This is a genomic window from Amycolatopsis sp. NPDC114484, assembly GCF_055633755.1.
Genome location: NZ_JBVKDQ010000019.1, coordinates 149,186 through 165,718, shown reverse-complemented (window position 1 = coordinate 165,718; position 16,533 = coordinate 149,186). Strand labels below are relative to the sequence as shown.

3 protein-coding genes are annotated in these 16,533 nt (G+C 71.2%); all 3 read left to right on the top strand.

Annotated features, from left to right (window positions below; translation table 11 throughout):
- Window positions 1-2 precede the first annotated feature (2 nt).
- Window positions 3-14,804, top strand: coding sequence for a non-ribosomal peptide synthetase (locus ACZ7SW_RS35535; RefSeq protein ID WP_470234745.1), 14,802 nt, complete (start codon window positions 3-5; stop codon window positions 14,802-14,804).
- A gap of 76 nt (window positions 14,805-14,880) precedes the next feature.
- On the top strand, window positions 14,881-16,122 hold the full coding sequence (locus ACZ7SW_RS35530) for an MFS transporter (RefSeq protein ID WP_470234744.1): 1,242 nt from the start codon (window positions 14,881-14,883) through the stop codon (window positions 16,120-16,122).
- Between the two features lie 22 nt (window positions 16,123-16,144).
- Entirely contained in the window at window positions 16,145-16,342 is a 198-nt protein-coding gene (locus ACZ7SW_RS35525) for an MbtH family protein (protein WP_470234743.1), read from the top strand.
- The last annotated feature ends 191 nt before the right edge of the window (window positions 16,343-16,533 follow it).

The window sequence follows — 16,533 nt, the reverse complement described above, 5'->3', positions numbered from 1 at the left end:
CCATGACGTCGTCCCGTGAGGACCGCATCGCCGCGCTGCCCGCTCACCTGCGGGAAGCGCTGCGCCGCCGGATGGCCGGGACGGCCGGCCGCGCGCCGGAGATCCCGGCGGCCGCCGACCGTTCCGGCCCCGTGCCGCTGTCGTCCGCGCAACGCAGGCTGTGGTTTTTCAGCCGGCTCCGCCCGGACGATCCCGAATACAACAGCGCGTTCGCCCTGCGCCTGACTGGCGAGCTGGACGTCGAGGCGCTGGCGACCGCGCTGCGGCTGCTGGTCGCCCGGCACGAACCGCTGCGCACGACCTTCCACGAGGTCGACGGCGAACCTCGGCAGCTCGTCCAGCCGCCGTACGAGGTGGCGCTTCCGGTGGCCGATGCCGCGCCGGAGGATCTCGACGCGGTTTTGCGGGCGGAGTACTCGCGGCCGTTCGATCTCTCGCACGGTCCGCTGTTGCGCGCGGTACTCGTTCGGCTCGGCCTGGCCGAGCACGTGCTGCTGGTGTGCGTGCACCACATCGCCACCGACGGCGCGTCGATGGGCGTGCTGACCGAAGAGCTCGGCCTCCTCTATCGCGACGGCGAGCGCGCGGACCTGCCGCCGCAGCCGTTGCAGTACGCGGATTTCGCGGTGTGGCAGCACAATCGTTCGACCCGCGCGGCAGGTCTGGAACATTGGACCCGGCAGCTGACCGGGGTGGCGCCGCTCGACCTGCCGACCGACCGTGTGCGCCCGGCCGCCCGAAGCACGGCCGGTGCGGTGCGCGAGTTCGCCGTCCCGGCGGACGTGGCCGACCGGCTAGCGGAACTGGCGCGGGCCTCGGAAACCACGTTGTTCACCGTGCTGCTCGCGGCCTGCCAGGCGCTGTTCGCGCGCTACACCGGGCAGGAGGACATCGCGCTCGGCACCGTCGTCTCCGGCCGGGACCGGCCGGAGCTGGAGCGGGTGGTCGGGTTCTTCGTCAACACCGTCGTCCTGCGCTCGGAGGTGGACCGGTCCGCGTCGTTCGCCGACCACCTGGCGGTCGCGCGGCAGACCGTCCTCGACGCTTTCGCCCACGATGACGTGCCGTTCGAGGAAGTGGTCGACGCCGTGCGCGCGGGCCGGGACCCGGGCCGCAACCCGTTGTTCGACGTCATGGTGCTGCTCCACCACGCCGCCGGGACCGGGCCCGCGTTCCCGGGGCTGGCCGCGGAACCGGCCGGAGTGGCACGGGATTCGGCCAACTTCGACCTCACTGTCGAGTTCGAGGAATCCGACGGCCGCTTGGCCGGGCTCGTGGAGTACAGCACCGAACTGTTCGAGGTCGGGACGATCGACCGGCTGATCGCCCACCTGCTGCGGCTGCTGGCCGGGATCGGCTCCGATCCGGACCGCCGGATCGCCGATCTGCCGCTGACCACCGAGACCGAGGAGGCCCAGCTGCTCGGCTGGCGCGGCCCGGTGCTCGACATTGCCGACGTCACGGACGCCACCATCGTCGACCTCCTCGACCGCCAGGCCCGGACCCAGCCGACGGCGACCGCGCTGGTCTGCGGCGACGTCCGGCTGAGTTTCGCCGAACTCGCCGCCCGCACCGACGTGCTCGCCGCGGATCTCGCCGGCCGGGGCGCGGGGCCGGACCGGGTGGTGGCCGTGCTGCTCCCGCGCTCGGCCGACGCGATCATCGCGCTGTTCGCCGTTCTCAAGGCCGGGGCGGTCCACCAGTCGATCGATCCCGGCCTGCCTGCCGAGCGGATCGAGATGCTGCTGGCCGACACCGAACCGGTGGTGGTGCTGGACCGCGTCGGCGGTTTTACCGACGGTCCGCGCCCGGCCGCGCCGCAGCCGTCGGATGCCGCCTACATCATCCACACCTCCGGTTCGACCGGCACGCCCAAGGGCGTCGTGGTGGAACACGCGGCCTTGACGAACCTCCTGGTCAACCACCGCGCGGCGTTCGGTCGCGAGCGGTTGAGGGTGGCGCTCACGGCGTCGCTGTCGTTCGACACGTCGTGGGAAGGGCCGCTGCTGCTCGCGGACGGGCACGAACTGCACCTGATCAGCGACGAAACCCGGCTCGACCCGGCGGCATTGACCCGCTACGTCCGTGAGCAGCGCATCGGCTTCCTCGACGTGACCCCGTCCTACCTGCGGCAATTGCTGCCCGCCGGACTGCTTGAGGGCGAGCAGCGGCCGCGGTTCCTGATGGTCGGCGGCGAGGCCATCGGCGAAGGTCTGTGGCAAGAACTGGCCGGATCCGGGGTAGCCGCCGGAAACTACTACGGCCCGACCGAGTCCACTGTGGACGCGACGTGGGCGCCGGTGACCGGCGAGAGGCTGTCGATCGGCCGTCCGCTGGGGAACGTCGGCGCGTACGTCCTCGACGAAGCACTCCGGCTCGTCCCGGCCGGCGTCCCGGGCGAACTCTGCCTCGCCGGAGCGCAGCTCGCGCGCGGCTACCTCGGCCGGCCGGGCCTGACCGCCGACCGGTTCGTGGCGAATCCCTTCGGCGCGCCCGGAACTCGCCTTTACCGGACCGGCGACCGCGCGCGCTGGACCGCCGACGGCCAGCTGGAACACCTCGGCCGGACCGACGACCAGGTCAAGGTCCGCGGCTTCCGGATCGAGCCCGGCGAGGTCGAGACCGCACTGCGCGCTCAGCCGGGCGTGGTCGACGCCGCCGTGGACGCGCGGGACGGCCGGCTCGTCGCGTATATCGTCGGCGACCCCGCCGACTTGCGGAGCGGACTGGCCACGGTTCTGCCCGCGCACTTGGTTCCGTCGGTGTTCGTTCGCCTCGACCGGCTTCCGCTGACCCGGCACGGCAAACTGGACCGCCGGGCGCTCCCGGAACCGGAGATTTCCGCGTCCGCGCGGTACACCGCCCCGCGAGACGAGCGCGAGCAGCTGGTGACCGACGTCTGGGCCGAGGTGCTCGGCCTGGAACGCGTCGGTGTCGACGACGATTTCTTCGCTCTAGGCGGCGATTCACTGCTCGGCATCCGGGTGGTCGCGCGGCTGCGTGCCGAACTGGGCGCCGACGTCCCCGCCCGGCTGGTTTTCACCGCGCCGACCCCGGCGCTGCTGGCCGCACAGCTGCCCGCCGCGTCCGCGCCGCAGGAGGCGATCCCGCTCCTGCCTCGCGGCGACGGTCCGTTCGAAGCCCCGCTTTCCTTTGCCCAGCAACGACTCTGGTTCCTTGACGAATTCGACCCCGGCAGCACCGAGTACGTGTCGCCGACCGCACTGCGGTTGCGCGGCGAGCTGGACGGGCACGCACTGAACCAGGCGCTCACCGCACTGGTGGCCCGGCACGAATCCCTGCGCACGACCTTCGCGACGGTCGACGGCCGCGGCGTGCAGATCGTCCACCCGCCGCACGCCGTCGATCTGCACGCGGCCGACGGCGACCTGGAAACCGCGCTGGCCGCCGCGACCGGACCGGTCGACTTGCACACCGGCCCGTTGCTGCGCGCCGCGCTCACCCGGCTCGGCCCCGGCGACCACGTGCTCACGCTGGTGCTGCACCACATCGTCACCGACGGTTGGTCCTCGGGCGTCCTCCTGAGCGAACTCGCGACCTTGTACGCCGCGTTCCTCCGCGGCGAGGAACCGGGATTGCCGCCGCTGCCCGTGCACTACGCCGATTACGCCGTCTGGCAACGAAACCGCACCGACTTCGACAGCCAGCTCAGCTACTGGCGGCACCGTCTCGCCGGACTCGAACCGCTGGAACTGCCGACTGACCGCCCGCGCCCGGCCGTTCGCACGAAGAACGGCGCGCTGCACGAGTTCAGCGTCCCGGTCGGCACCACCGCGCGGCTCGCCGAGCTGTCCCGGCAGCAGGGCAGCACGCTCTTCATGACCCTGCTCGCCGCCTGCCAGGTGCTGTTCGCGAGGTGGTCCGGGCAGGACGACGTCGCGGTCGGCACCGTCGTGTCCGGCCGGGAACGCACCGAGCTGGAAGGCCTGATCGGCTTCTTCGCCAACACCCTCGTCCTTCGGTCCACTGTGGACCTGACCCGCGGCTTCGACGCCTTCCTCGGCGAAGTCCGCGATACCGTGCTGGACGCTTTCGCGCACCAGGACGTCCCGTTCGACCGCGTAGTGGACGACGTCCAGCCCGAACGCGACCCCAGCCGCACCCCGCTGTGCCAGGTCATGGTCGTGCTGCACAACACCCCGGACGCCCGGCCCGCGTTGCCCGGGCTCGCCGTCGAGGAGGTCGCGCCGCCGATCGTGACCGCCGGATTCGACCTGGCGCTCCACTTCCAGCAGACCGCCGGGCGGCTCGACGCGGTCGTCAACTACAACACCGACCTGTTCGACGCGGCCACGATCGAACGGCTGAGCAGCTGGCTGCGGCTCCTGCTGGCCGGGATCGCGGCGACCCCGGAGCAGGCGCTCGGCCGGTTGCCGTGGATCACCGCCGACGAGCGCGACCGCGTCCTGCGGAACTGGAACCCCACCGCCGTCGCGGCCCCGGAACCGACGCTGCACCGGCTGTTCGCCGCGCAAGCCGCCCGCACCCCGCACGCCGTCGCGGTGACCTGCGAAGGTACCGAACTGACCTATCGCGAGCTGGACCGGCGGGCGAACCGCCTGGCGCACCGGCTGATCGCCGACGGCGCCGGGCCGGAGCGGCTGGTCGCGCTGCGGCTGCCGCGTTCGGCGGACCTGGTCGTCGGGATCCTCGCCGTGCTGAAGTCCGGCGCGGGATACCTGCCGATCGACCCGGACTATCCGGCCGCGCGGATCGAGGCGATGCTGGCCGACGCGCAGCCGGTGTGCGTCGTGGACACGGTCGCGGCGGACGACTGGCCGGAGACCGACCCCGGGGCGCAAGTGCGTCCGGAGAACACCGCGTACGTCATCTACACCTCCGGCTCCACCGGCGTGCCCAAGGGCGTCCTCGTCCCGCACGCGAACGTGACCCGGCTGTTCTCCTCGACCGAGCATTGGTTCGGCTTCGGCGACCAGGACGTCTGGACGCTCTTCCACTCCTACGCGTTCGACTTCTCGGTGTGGGAGCTGTGGGGCGCGTTGCTGCACGGCGGCCGCCTCGTGGTGGTCCCGTCCGAGACGGTCCGTTCGCCGGAGGAGTTCCTGGCCCTGCTGGCCGAACAGCGGGTGACCGTGCTCAACCAGACGCCGTCGGCGTTCTACCGGCTCGGCGCGCTGCCGTCGGCGCCGTTGAGCCTGCGGTACGTGATTTTCGGCGGCGAGGCCCTGGATTCGGTGCGCCTGGAGGAATGGCGACGGCGGCATCCGGACGGACCGCAGCTGGTCAACATGTACGGCATCACCGAGACCACCGTGCACGTGACGTACCGCGTGCTGGACGAGCGCGCGACCGTCGGCGTACCGATCCCGGACCTGCGCGCTTACGTCCTGGACGCCTGCCTCGAACCGGTGCCGCCCGGCGTCACCGGAGAGCTGTACGTCGCGGGCGCGGGCCTGGCGCGCGGCTACTTGAAGCGGCCGGGCCTGACCGCGTCCCGGTTCGTCGCGGACCCGTTCGGCGCGCCGGGCACCCGGATGTACCGCACCGGAGACCTGTTGTGCTGGACCGCGGACGGCGAACTGGCCTACCGCGGCCGGGCCGACCATCAGGTCAAGATCCGCGGTTTCCGCATCGAACTGGGCGAGGTCGAGGCGGCGCTGTCCGCGCATCCGGACGTGACCGGGGCGGTGGCCGTCGCGCACGGCACCGGCGACGCCCGGCGGCTGGTCGCGTACCTGACCGGGACGGTGCCCGGGACCACGGCGCTGCGGGAGTTCCTCGCTCGCTCGCTGCCCGCGCACATGATCCCGGCGGTGTTCGTCGCACTGGACGAACTGCCGCTCAACGCGAACGGGAAGCTCGACCACCGAGCACTGCCCGCACCCGGCGCACGCGTCGAAAACCGTTACGTGGCACCGCGTACCGAGATCGAGACCGTCCTCGCCGAGGTCTGGTCGACGGTGCTCGGTGTCGACCAGGTCGGCGTCGAGGACAACTTCTTCGGCCTCGGCGGCGACTCGATCCTCAGCATCCAGGTCGTCTCCCGCGCCCGCCAGGCCGGGCTGACGGTGACGTCCAAAGATCTTTTCCAGCACCAGACCATCGCGGAGCTGGGCCGGGTCGTCACCACTGGCGGACCGGTCGCGCAGGCGCCGGAGCAGAGCGGACCCGCGCCGCTCGGGCCGATCCAGTCGTGGCTGTTCGAGCACCTGGCCGAGCCGTGGCGGCTGACCATGTCCGTCCACCTTGTACTGTCCGCTGTGGACGTTTCGCGGCTGACCGCCGCGATCGCCGAGGTCACTGCTCGTCATGCCGCCTTGCGGATGCGGTTCTCCCAAGCGGACGGAAGCTGGCAGCAGGAACCGGTTGCCACCGAACCGGCGGACATCCTGCGGCACGCCGATCTGTCCGAAGTGGACGACGTGGCAGCGGCGACGCACGCCGAGGCGGTGCGCGCACAGACCTCTTTGGACATCGTCGACGGCCCGGTGTGGCGCGCGGTCCTGTTCACCTTCCGGGACCGTTCGCCGCAGCTGTTCCTCACCGCGCACCACCTTGTCATGGACGGCGTCTCCTGGCGCGTCCTGCTGGGCGATCTGGAACGCGCCTACCAAGGCGAACCGCTGGAACCGGCGGGCAGTTCGTTCGCCCACTGGGCCCGGACGCTCGCCGACCACGTCCGCACCGGCGGGCTGGACGGCGAGGCGGAGTACTGGGGGAGCGTGCTGCGCGGCGTCGAGACCGGGCTCCCGGTCGACCGCGCGGGGCGCAACACGGCGGAGTCGGCGCGCTCGGTGTCGGTTTCCCTTGGCCGGACCGAGACTTCCGCGCTCCTGCAGGACGTGCCCGGCGCGTACCGGACCGAGGTCAACGACGTCCTGCTGAGCGCCCTCGCCCGCGTGCTGGCGCGCTGGACGGGCCGGTCGCGGGTCGTGCTCGAGATGGAAGGCCACGGCCGCGAGGAGGTCGCCGCACCGCTCGAGCTGTCCCGGACGATCGGCTGGTTCACCGCGCAGTACCCGGTCGCGCTGACCGTTCCCGGCGACGGCTGGGACGAGATCCTCAAGTCGGTCAAGGAACAACTGCGCGCCATCCCGAACAAGGGGGTCGGCTACGAAGCGCTGCGCTACCTGAGCGACTCCCCGCTGCGGAACGACCCGACACCGCAGATCTCGTTCAACTACCACGGCCGCTGGGACGTCGGAACCGCCGAGGACGGGTTTTACCGGGGCCGAGGGGAAAGCCTCGGCCACGATTCCGCGCCGGACAGCGTCCGCCCGTACCTGCTGGACGTCGTCGGCGTGGTCGAATCCGGCGAACTGCACCTGACCTGGGAGTACTCCGCCGAGGTGCACGAGGAGTCGACCGTCCGCCGGCTGGCCGGGGCGACCGTGGAGGCATTGCGGGAGATCATCGCGCACTGCGCCTCCGCCAGCGGCCGCACGCCGTCGGACTTCCCGCTCGCCCGGCTCGACCAGGCGACGGTGGACCGCCTCGCCGGGGACGGCCGCGAGGTCGAGGACATCTACCCGCTGACCGCGCTGCAGGCGGGCATGGTGTTCCACAGCCTGGTCGACAGCGGATCGAGCGCGTACTTCGACCAGTTCCGGCTGCGGCTGGCCGGGGTCCGGGACCCGCGGGCGCTGGCCGAGGCATGGCAGCGGACGGTGGACCGGACGCCGATCCTGCGCAGCAGCACGGTGTGGGACGGCGTCGACGAGCCGGTGCAGCGCGTCCATCGCGGGGTCCGGGTGCCGGTCGGGCAGCACGACTGGCGCGGCCTCGCTCCGGAAGCGCAGCAGGCCGAGCTGGCGAAACTGCTCGAAGCCGACCTGGCCGCGGGCATGGATCTGACGGCCCCGCCGTTGATGCGCCTGGAGATCGCCCGGCTGACCGACGACGAGGTGCAGCTGCTCTGGACCTCGCACCACGTCCTGCTCGACGGCTGGAGCGCCGCCAAGGTGTTCGGCGAGGTCTGCGAGCAGCACACGGCGATTGTCGAAGGCACGCCAGCGAAACTGACACCGCGCCGGCCGTTCCGCGACTACCTCGCGTGGCTGGCCGCGCAGGACCGGGTCGCGGCGGAGGAGCATTGGCGCGAGGTGCTCGACGGCTTCGCCGCGCCGACGCCGCTGCCGTACGACCGCCGTCCCCGCGAGGCGCACCGCGCGGAATCCGGGGCGACGCTGCTGGTCGAGCTGTCCGAGGAGGAGTCGGCGGAGCTGCGCGAGATGGCGAAAACCGCCGCGCTGACGGTCAACTCGGTCGTGCAGGGAGCGTGGGCGCTGCTGCTCGCGCGCTACAGCGGCGAGCCGGACGTCTTGTTCGGCACCACGGTTTCCGGACGGCCGCCCGAACTGCCCGGCGTCGAAGCGATGATCGGGATGTTCATCAACACCGTCCCGACGCGCGTCGAAGTCCGGAATGGACAGTCAGCCGCCGAATGGCTGCGCGCGATCCAGGCCGAGCAGGCGGACGCGCGCCGGTACGACTTCCTGGCGTTGTCGCAGCTGCAGACCTTCACCGGGGTGCCGGCGGGCGCGGCGTTGTTCGACAGCGTGGTGGTCTTCGAGAACTACCCGATCGAAGACAGCGGGCAGGACGGCGTCCGCGTGCTGGACGTCGAATCGCTGGACACCACGAGCTACCCGCTGAACCTCACCGCCTACCTCCACGACCGGCTCGGGCTCGAACTGTCCTACGACCCGAAGCTGTTCGACGAAGCCACCGCGCAGCGGCTGGCCGGGCACCTCGCCCAGCTGGTGCGGGCCATCGCCGCCGACCCCGAGCGTCGCGTCGGCTCGCTCTCGCCGCTCACCGCCGACGAGCGAAACCACGTGCTGGCGCTGGGACACGGCGACACAGCAGACCTCCCGGCGGAGACCGTCCTGGACGTGTTCGACGCGACCGTCGCGCGAATGCCGCACGAGACCGCGCTGATCTTCCACGACACCGTCCTGGACTTCGCGGAGGTCGACGCCCGCGCCACGCAGCTGGCGGAGGAACTGATCGAGCGGGGCGCCGGGCCGGAGCGGGTGGTGGCCGTCATGCTGCCGCGGTCGGCCGAAGCCGTCATCGCCGCGCTGGCGATTTTCAAGACTGGCGCGGTGTATTTGCCGATCGACGCGGATCTGCCGGAGAAACGCGTCCGCTTCCTGCTGAACGACGCGCGCCCGGTGGTCGTGCTGGGCAGGCCGGACGAGAGTTACGCGCCGCCAGCGCCGCTCTCGAAGCGGCCGGACGCGGACACCGCCGCGTACGTCATCTACACCTCGGGTTCGACGGGCACGCCGAAGGGCGTGGTCGTGGAGCACCGCGCGCTGGTGAACCTGCTGGTCGCGCACCGCGCGATCTTCCTCGACCGCGGACGGGAACGGACGGCGCTCACCGCGTCGCTGGCCTTCGACGCGTCCTGGGAACCGTTGCTGGCCATGATCGACGGCCACGAGCTGCACGTGCTGGACGACGACACCCGGCTCGACCCGCGCGCACTGGTCCGCGCCGTCCGCGCGCACGGGCTCAACCTCCTCGACCTCACCCCGGCCTACCTCCAGCAGCTGCTGGACGCCGGACTGGCGACCGGCGAGGTCCGGCCGCGCACGGTGATCACCGGCGGCGAGGCGGCCACCGAAACGCTGTGGCGGCAGCTGGCCGCCGCGGACGTCACCGGCCACAACTACTACGGCCCGACCGAAGCGACCGTCGACTCGATCCACGCCCCGGTCACCGGGGACCAGCCGCTGATCGGCCGTCCGCTGACGAACTTCCGCGCCTACGTCCTCGGCGACACCGGCGAACCCGTGCCGCCCGGCCTGCCCGGCGAACTGTTTCTCGCCGGACCGCAGCTCGCGCGCGGCTACCTCGGGCGGCCGGGACTGACCGCGGACCGGTTCGTCGCGGATCCGTTCGGCCCGCCGGGGGAGCGGATGTACCGCACCGGCGACCAGGTCCGCTGGACCTCCGACGGCTCGCTCGACTACCTCGGCCGCGTCGACGACCAGGTCAAGATCCGCGGGTTCCGGGTCGAACCGGGCGAGATCGAGACGGTCCTGCGTCGGCATCCGGCGATCGCCGACGTCACCGTCATCGCCCGCGAAGGCCGCCTCGTCGCGTACGTCGTCGGCGAAGCGGACGGGTTGCGCGAGTGGACGCGCGAGCGGCTGCCGGAGCACCTGGTCCCGTCGGCGTTCGTGTCGCTGGACGTGCTCCCGCTCAACCGGAACGGCAAGCTCGACCGCCGCGCGCTGCCCGCCCCCGGGCGCGCCGGGGCCGCCGAGTACGTCGCGCCGCGGACCGCCGCCGAACAGCGGCTCGCCGCGATCTGGGCCGACGTCCTCGGAATCGACCGGGTGGGCTCCGGCGACAGTTTCTTCGAACTCGGCGGCGATTCGATCCTCAGCATGCGGATCACCTCGCGGGTACGGGCCGAGTTCGGCGTGGAAGTGTCGCCGCGGATGTTGTTCTCCGCACCGACGCTGAGCCAATTCGCCGCCGAACTCCCTGCCCGGCAAGCTGATGCGGAAGCGATCCCGGTCGTCGCCCGGGACGGCGCGCTGCCGTTGTCGTTCGCGCAGCAACGTTTGTGGTTCCTGGACGAATTCGAGCCCGGCGGCCGGGAATACATTTCTCCCACCGCATTGCGCTTGCGCGGCGAACTCGATATCGATGCCCTGCGGAAGGCGTTGACCACGGTCGTCGCCCGGCACGAATCGCTCCGCACCACCTTCGACGCGATCGAGGGCCACGCCGTTCAGATCGTCCACGCGCCCGCGCCGGTCGAACTCCCGGTCGAGGACTTCGACGAGGCGGTGCTGGTCCGCGAAGCACTCCGGCCGTTCGACCTGCGCACTGGGCCGTTGCTGCGCGCGCGGTTGTTCCGGGAGGAGTCCGGCGACCACGTCCTGCTGCTGGTGCTGCACCACATCGTGACCGACGGCTGGTCGGCCGGAGTTTTGGCCGCCGAACTGGACACCTGTTATTCCGCCTATGTCCGCGGCGAGGAGCCGAAGCTGCCCGAGCTGCCGGTGCAGTACGCGGATTTCGCCGCCTGGCAACGGGATTTCCTCGACAGCCCCGACCTCGACGAGCAGCTCGACCACTGGCGGGACCGGCTCGCCGGCCTCGCGCCGCTCGAACTGCCCACCGACCGGCCGCGTCCCGCGGTGCGCGCGAGCGAGGGGGACTGGTTCGGCTTCGACATTCCCGCCGAGGTCGCCGCGAACCTCCGCGAACTCGCGGGCGCGCAGCACGGAACCCTGTTCATGACACTGGTCGCCGCCTTCCAGGTCGCGCTCGCGCGGTGGTGCGGGCAGGAGGACGTGGCGGTCGGCACCGTCTCCGCCGGACGCGAGCGGGCCGAACTGGAACGCCTGATCGGCTTCTTCGTGAACACTCTCGTCCTTCGGTCCACAGTGGACTCCAGCGGGCCGTTCCGGGAGTTCCTCGGCGGGGTGCGCGACACGGTGCTCGACGCCTTCGCCCACCAGGACGTGCCTTTCGAACGCGTGGTGGACGCCGCCCAGCCAGTCCGCGATCCGAGCCGGACGCCGCTGTTCCAGGCGATGGTGGTGCTGCAGAACACCGGCGACCGGCCCGGCGGCGGAGCGCTGGTCGCCGAGGAGGTCGCCCTGCCCGCGACGACCGCGACGTTCGACCTGCTCGTGCAGTTCGAGCAGGACGGCGGCGAGCTGCACGCCGCGATCAACTACGCCACCGGCCTGTTCGACGCCGAGACGATCGAACGGTTCGCCGGCCGGTTGCTGACCGCGCTGACCGTTCTCGCCTCGCGGCCGGACCAGCCGATGGCTTCCCTGCCGCTGCTGCCGCAGTCCGAAGTGGACCAATTGCGGCGGTGGAACGACACCGCGGCGGAGGACTCGACGGCGTCCCTGGCACAGCTGGTCGAAGCACAGGTCGCGCGGACGCCGGACGCGCCCGCGCTGGTGTCCGCCTCCGGGGAGATCACCTTCGCCGAGCTGAACGCGCGGGCGAACCAGCTGGCCCGGTTGCTCGCCGAACGGGGTTGCGGCCCGGAACGGGTCGTCGCCGTCCGGCTGCCGCGCTCGACCGCGCTCGTCGTCGCCGAGCTGGCGATCTCGAAGACCGGCGCCGCGTTCCTCCCCGTCGACCCGGGCTATCCCCCCGAGCGCATCGAGTTCATGCTGCGCGACGCCGATCCGGTCCTCGTCGTGGACGAAGAACTCGACGCAGCGGAGTACGCGGACACGAACCTCGGCGTCCCGGTCGACCCGGACCGGCCGGCGTACGTGATCTACACGTCCGGTTCGACCGGGCGGCCCAAGGGCGTCGTGGTGCCGAACGCCGGGCTGGCCACCCTCGCCGCCGCCACGATCGGCCATTTCCAGATCCGCGCCGGCGACCGGGTGCTGGCGTTCAGCTCGCCCAGCTTCGACGCCTCGGTCGTGGAAGTCTGCCAGACGCTGTCCGCCGGCGCCGCGCTCGTCGTTCCGCCCGAAGGGCCGCTGCTCGGCGCGCCCCTGGCCGAGGTGCTGACCGAACACCGGGTCACGCACGCGGTGTTCCCGCCCGTCGCGCTGGCGACCGTGCCGGACGTGCCGCTCCCGGCGTTGCGCACGGTGGTCGTGGCGGGCGACGTGTGCCCGGCCGAGCTGGTCGCCCGCTGGGCTCCGGGGCGGCGGATGATCAACGCGTACGGGCCCACCGAGTGCACGGTCGCGGCCTCGTGGAGCGAACCGCTGACGCCGGGCGGCCCGCCGCCGATCGGCAAGCCGATCCGGAACACCGAGACGTACGTGCTGGACGCCGGTCTGCGCCAGGTGCCGATCGGGGCGACGGGCGAACTGTGCCTCCGCAGCGCCGGACTGGCCCGCGGATATCTGTCCCGGCCCGGCCTGACCGCGGACCGGTTCGTGGCGAACCCGTTCGGCCCGCCGGGATCGCGGATGTACCGCACCGGCGACGTCGTGCGGCAGACGGCGGCGGGGGACCTGGAATTCGCCGGACGCGTGGACGACCAGGTCAAGATCCGCGGGTTCCGGGTCGAACTGGGCGAGATCGAGGCGGCGCTGCGGCGGCACCCGGCGGTGCGCGAGGCCGTCGTGGTGGCCCGGGAAGCCGACGGGCACAAGCGATTGGTCGCCTACGTCGTCGGCGAAACCGCCCAGCTGCGCGCTTTCCTCGGCGAGACGCTGCCGGACTACCTGGTCCCGTCGGTGTTCGTGCCGCTCGGCGCGCTTCCGGTGAGCCCGAACGGGAAGATCGACCGCGCCGCGCTTCCGGCGCCGGACCTGTCGGAGCTGCAGACCGCCGAGTACGTCGCCCCGAGCACCGAGCGGGAGGAACTGCTGGCGAACGTCTGGGCCGAGGTGCTCGGGATCCCGCGGGTCGGCGCGGCGGACAACTTCTTCGAGCTCGGCGGCGATTCGCTGCTCAGCATCCAGGTCGTGCACCGGGCCCGGCAGGCCGGGCTGGCGATGCGCTCGAAGGACCTGTTCACCCACCAGACGGTCGCGGAGCTGGCGAGCGTGGTCCAGCCGGCCGGTTCGGCCGAGGACGACCGCGAAGCCGTGGTCGGGGCGGTTCCGCTGACCCCGATCCAGCGCTGGTTCCTCGACGCCTCGCCGGCGAATCCCGCGCATTTCAACCAGTCCGTGCTCATCGAGTTGAACGGCCCGGTGGACGAGGAGGCCCTGCGGCAGGCGATCGACGCGCTGGTGGCCCAGCACGACGCCCTGCGCCTGCGCTTCGAGCGGACCGCCGACGGATGGGCCCAGCACAACGACCCCGTCGATTCCGGTTCGGTGCTGCGCCGCGTGTCCACTGTGGACCTGGAACGGGCGGCCGACGACGCGCAGGCGAGCTTCGACCTGGCCCGGCCGCCGCATCTGCGGGCGCTCCTGTCGGAGGCCGGCGAGAACCCGCTGCTGTTCCTGGTCGCGCACCACCTGGTCGTCGACGCCGTCTCGTGGGGCATCCTCCTGGAGGACCTCGAACGCGCCTACCGGCAGATCGAAGCGGGGGAAAAGCCCGATCTGGGCCCGAAAACGACGTCCTTCCGGGACTGGGCGCGCCGGCTGCGCGAGTTCGCCGAATCCGGCGCGCTGGACGGCGAACGCGCGCACTGGGCCCGCGACCTGCCCGGCTGCGAGATCCCGGTGGACCGGACGGGCGCCGCTCCGGAGCCGCAGGAGCTGATCACGGTCCGAGTCGGCGAACGGGACACCGACGCCCTGCTTCATCTCGCGCCCGGGGCGTATCGGACGCGGATCAACGACGTCCTGCTGACCGCGCTGGCCTGGACGCTCACCCGCTGGACCGGCGAGTCCGCGGTGGCGATCGACCTCGAGGGCCACGGCCGGGAGGAGATCCTGGACGACGTCGACCTGACGCGGACGGTCGGCTGGTTCACGACGCTGTTCCCGGTCGCCTTGGCGGTCGATCCGGCCGCGAGCTGGCGGAACCTGGTCAAGTCGGTCCGGCGGCAGCTGCGGGCGGTGCCGGGGAACGGGTTCGGGCACGGGGTGCTGCGGAGCTTCCGGTTCCCCGACCTCGGCCGGTCTTCCCCCCGGGTGGCGTTCAACTACCTGGGACAGGGCGAGAACACCGGGGCCGGGGACGGATTGTTCCTGCGTTCGCTTCCGCCGCTGGGCCGGGACCAGGACCCGGCGAACCGGTCGCTGCACGCGCTCGAGGTGGTGGGCGGGGTGCGGGAGGGGCAGTTGGAGTTTTCGTGGTTCTACCAACCGGATCTGCACGCGCGAGCGACGGTGGCCGGGGTGGCCGAGGGGTTCGCGGACGCGTTGCGGGCTATCGCGGCGGATTGCCGGGGGGACAAAGGATGAGCGGGACGCCTGGCAGTCGTGCGGGCCGGCTGGTGCGCGGAGTTGTCTCCGGAGCCGGATGTGGCGGAGGTGGGGCATGAGCGGGATCGCGGGCAATCGCGACTATCGGCTTCTCTGGACCGGTCAGGTCGTCTCCGAAGCCGGGTTCAGCACGACCACCATCGCGTTTCCGTTGCTGGTGCTGGCGCTCACCGGGTCGGCGGCGCAGTCCGGGCTGGTGCTCGGGGCCGTGGCGATCAGCCAGCTCGTCGCTGGGCTGCCCGCCGGGGCGTTGGTGGACCGGTGGCATCGCAAGCGGATCATGCTCTGGTGCGAGGCCGCGCAGGCGGTCGCCGCGGGCGGGCTGGTGCTCGCGCTGTACTGGGGCGTCGCGGATGTGTGGATGCTCGTCGTGGTGGCGATTGTGATGGGGCTGAGCCGGGCGTTGTTCGAACCGGCCGAGGAGGCTAGTTTGCCGCGGCTGGTGGCGGAGGAGCAGGTGCCTTCCGCGGTGGCGATGAATGCCGCCAGGACCAGCGCCGGGCAGTTGTCCGGGACCGCGCTCGGCGGGTTTCTCTTCGCGGTGGGGCGGGTTGTTCCGTTTCTCTTCGACGTGGTCGCGCATGTGTTCGCGTTCGTGTCGTTGTTGTTCGTGCGGTTGCCGCGGCAGCCGGAGCGGGCGGAGGACGCTCCGGCCCCGCATCTCGGACGGGAGATCGTCGAGGGGCTTCGGTGGGTGTGGTCCCGGCCCGCGTTGCGGACGACGGTTCTTTGTGTGGTCAGTTTGAATCTGTTCTTTTCGGCTTATTATCTGGTGATCATCGTGCTGGCCAATGAGCGGGGCGTGCCTGCCGGGGAGATCGGCGTGATGGCGGCGATGCTGGGGGCCGGGGGGATTCTGGGGTCGTTGGCCGCGCCGTATCTGCATCGGTGGCTCAGTGCGTATGGGTTGGTTATCGGGGTGTTCTGGGCGTTGACTGTGTTGACGCCGCTTGCTGTGTTTGTCCACAATGGGTATGTGATGGGGGCGTTGTTCGCGGCTATTGCGTTTTTGCCTCCTGCTGCCAATACTGCTATTGCTACTTATCAGCTGCTGTCCACTCCGGACGAGTTGCGGGGGCGGCTTGGGGGAGTGCTCGGGGTGACTGGCGGGTTGGCGGCGGCTGCTGGGCCCGCGCTGGGCGGGTGGTTGGTCGAGGCGTTGCCGAGTGTGCCGGCGGTGTTGGCTTGCAGCGGGTCTATCGGGGTGGTGACTCTTTTGACTACGTTCAGCGGGACTTTGCGGAGGTTGCCCGCGGGGACTCGGGTTCGTGAGCTGGAAGAGACTTCTGAGCGGTGATGGACGAAGGGAGTGTTTTTTTATGGGTGACGGTGCTGAGTTTCAGGTTTTGGTCAATGAGGAGGAGCAGTATTCGCTCTGGCCGGGGGACAAGGAGGTTCCGGCCGGGTGGCGGGCGGACGGGGTTCGGGGGAGCCGGGAGGAATGCATGAGGCATGTGGACGAGGTGTGGACGGATATGCGGCCTCGGAGTCTTCGGGAGCGGATGGCGGCTGAGTAGTCGTCGGGTTTCGGCTCGTCGCCTGGCGGCGACATTGCTTTGGGGGTTGCGTGGGGCACCCCGAAGCTTGATTGTGACGACGGCGCGGGGGGGGTTTTTTCAGGGGGAAAAACGACCTTTCCAACACCCCCCCGCCGTTTTTTTTTTTTCTTCTTTGGGGTTTGGGGGGGTTGGTTTCTTGTTTGTTTGGT

Bases quoted from the DNA above. Each gene is read 5' to 3' on its own strand.
- ACZ7SW_RS35535 (WP_470234745.1), top strand. From the start codon at position 3: ATGACGTCGTCCCGTGAGGACCGCATCGCCGCGCTGCCCGCTCACCTG.
- ACZ7SW_RS35530 (WP_470234744.1), top strand. From the start codon at position 14,881: ATGAGCGGGATCGCGGGCAATCGCGACTATCGGCTTCTCTGGACCGGT.
- ACZ7SW_RS35525 (WP_470234743.1), top strand. From the start codon at position 16,145: ATGGGTGACGGTGCTGAGTTTCAGGTTTTGGTCAATGAGGAGGAGCAG.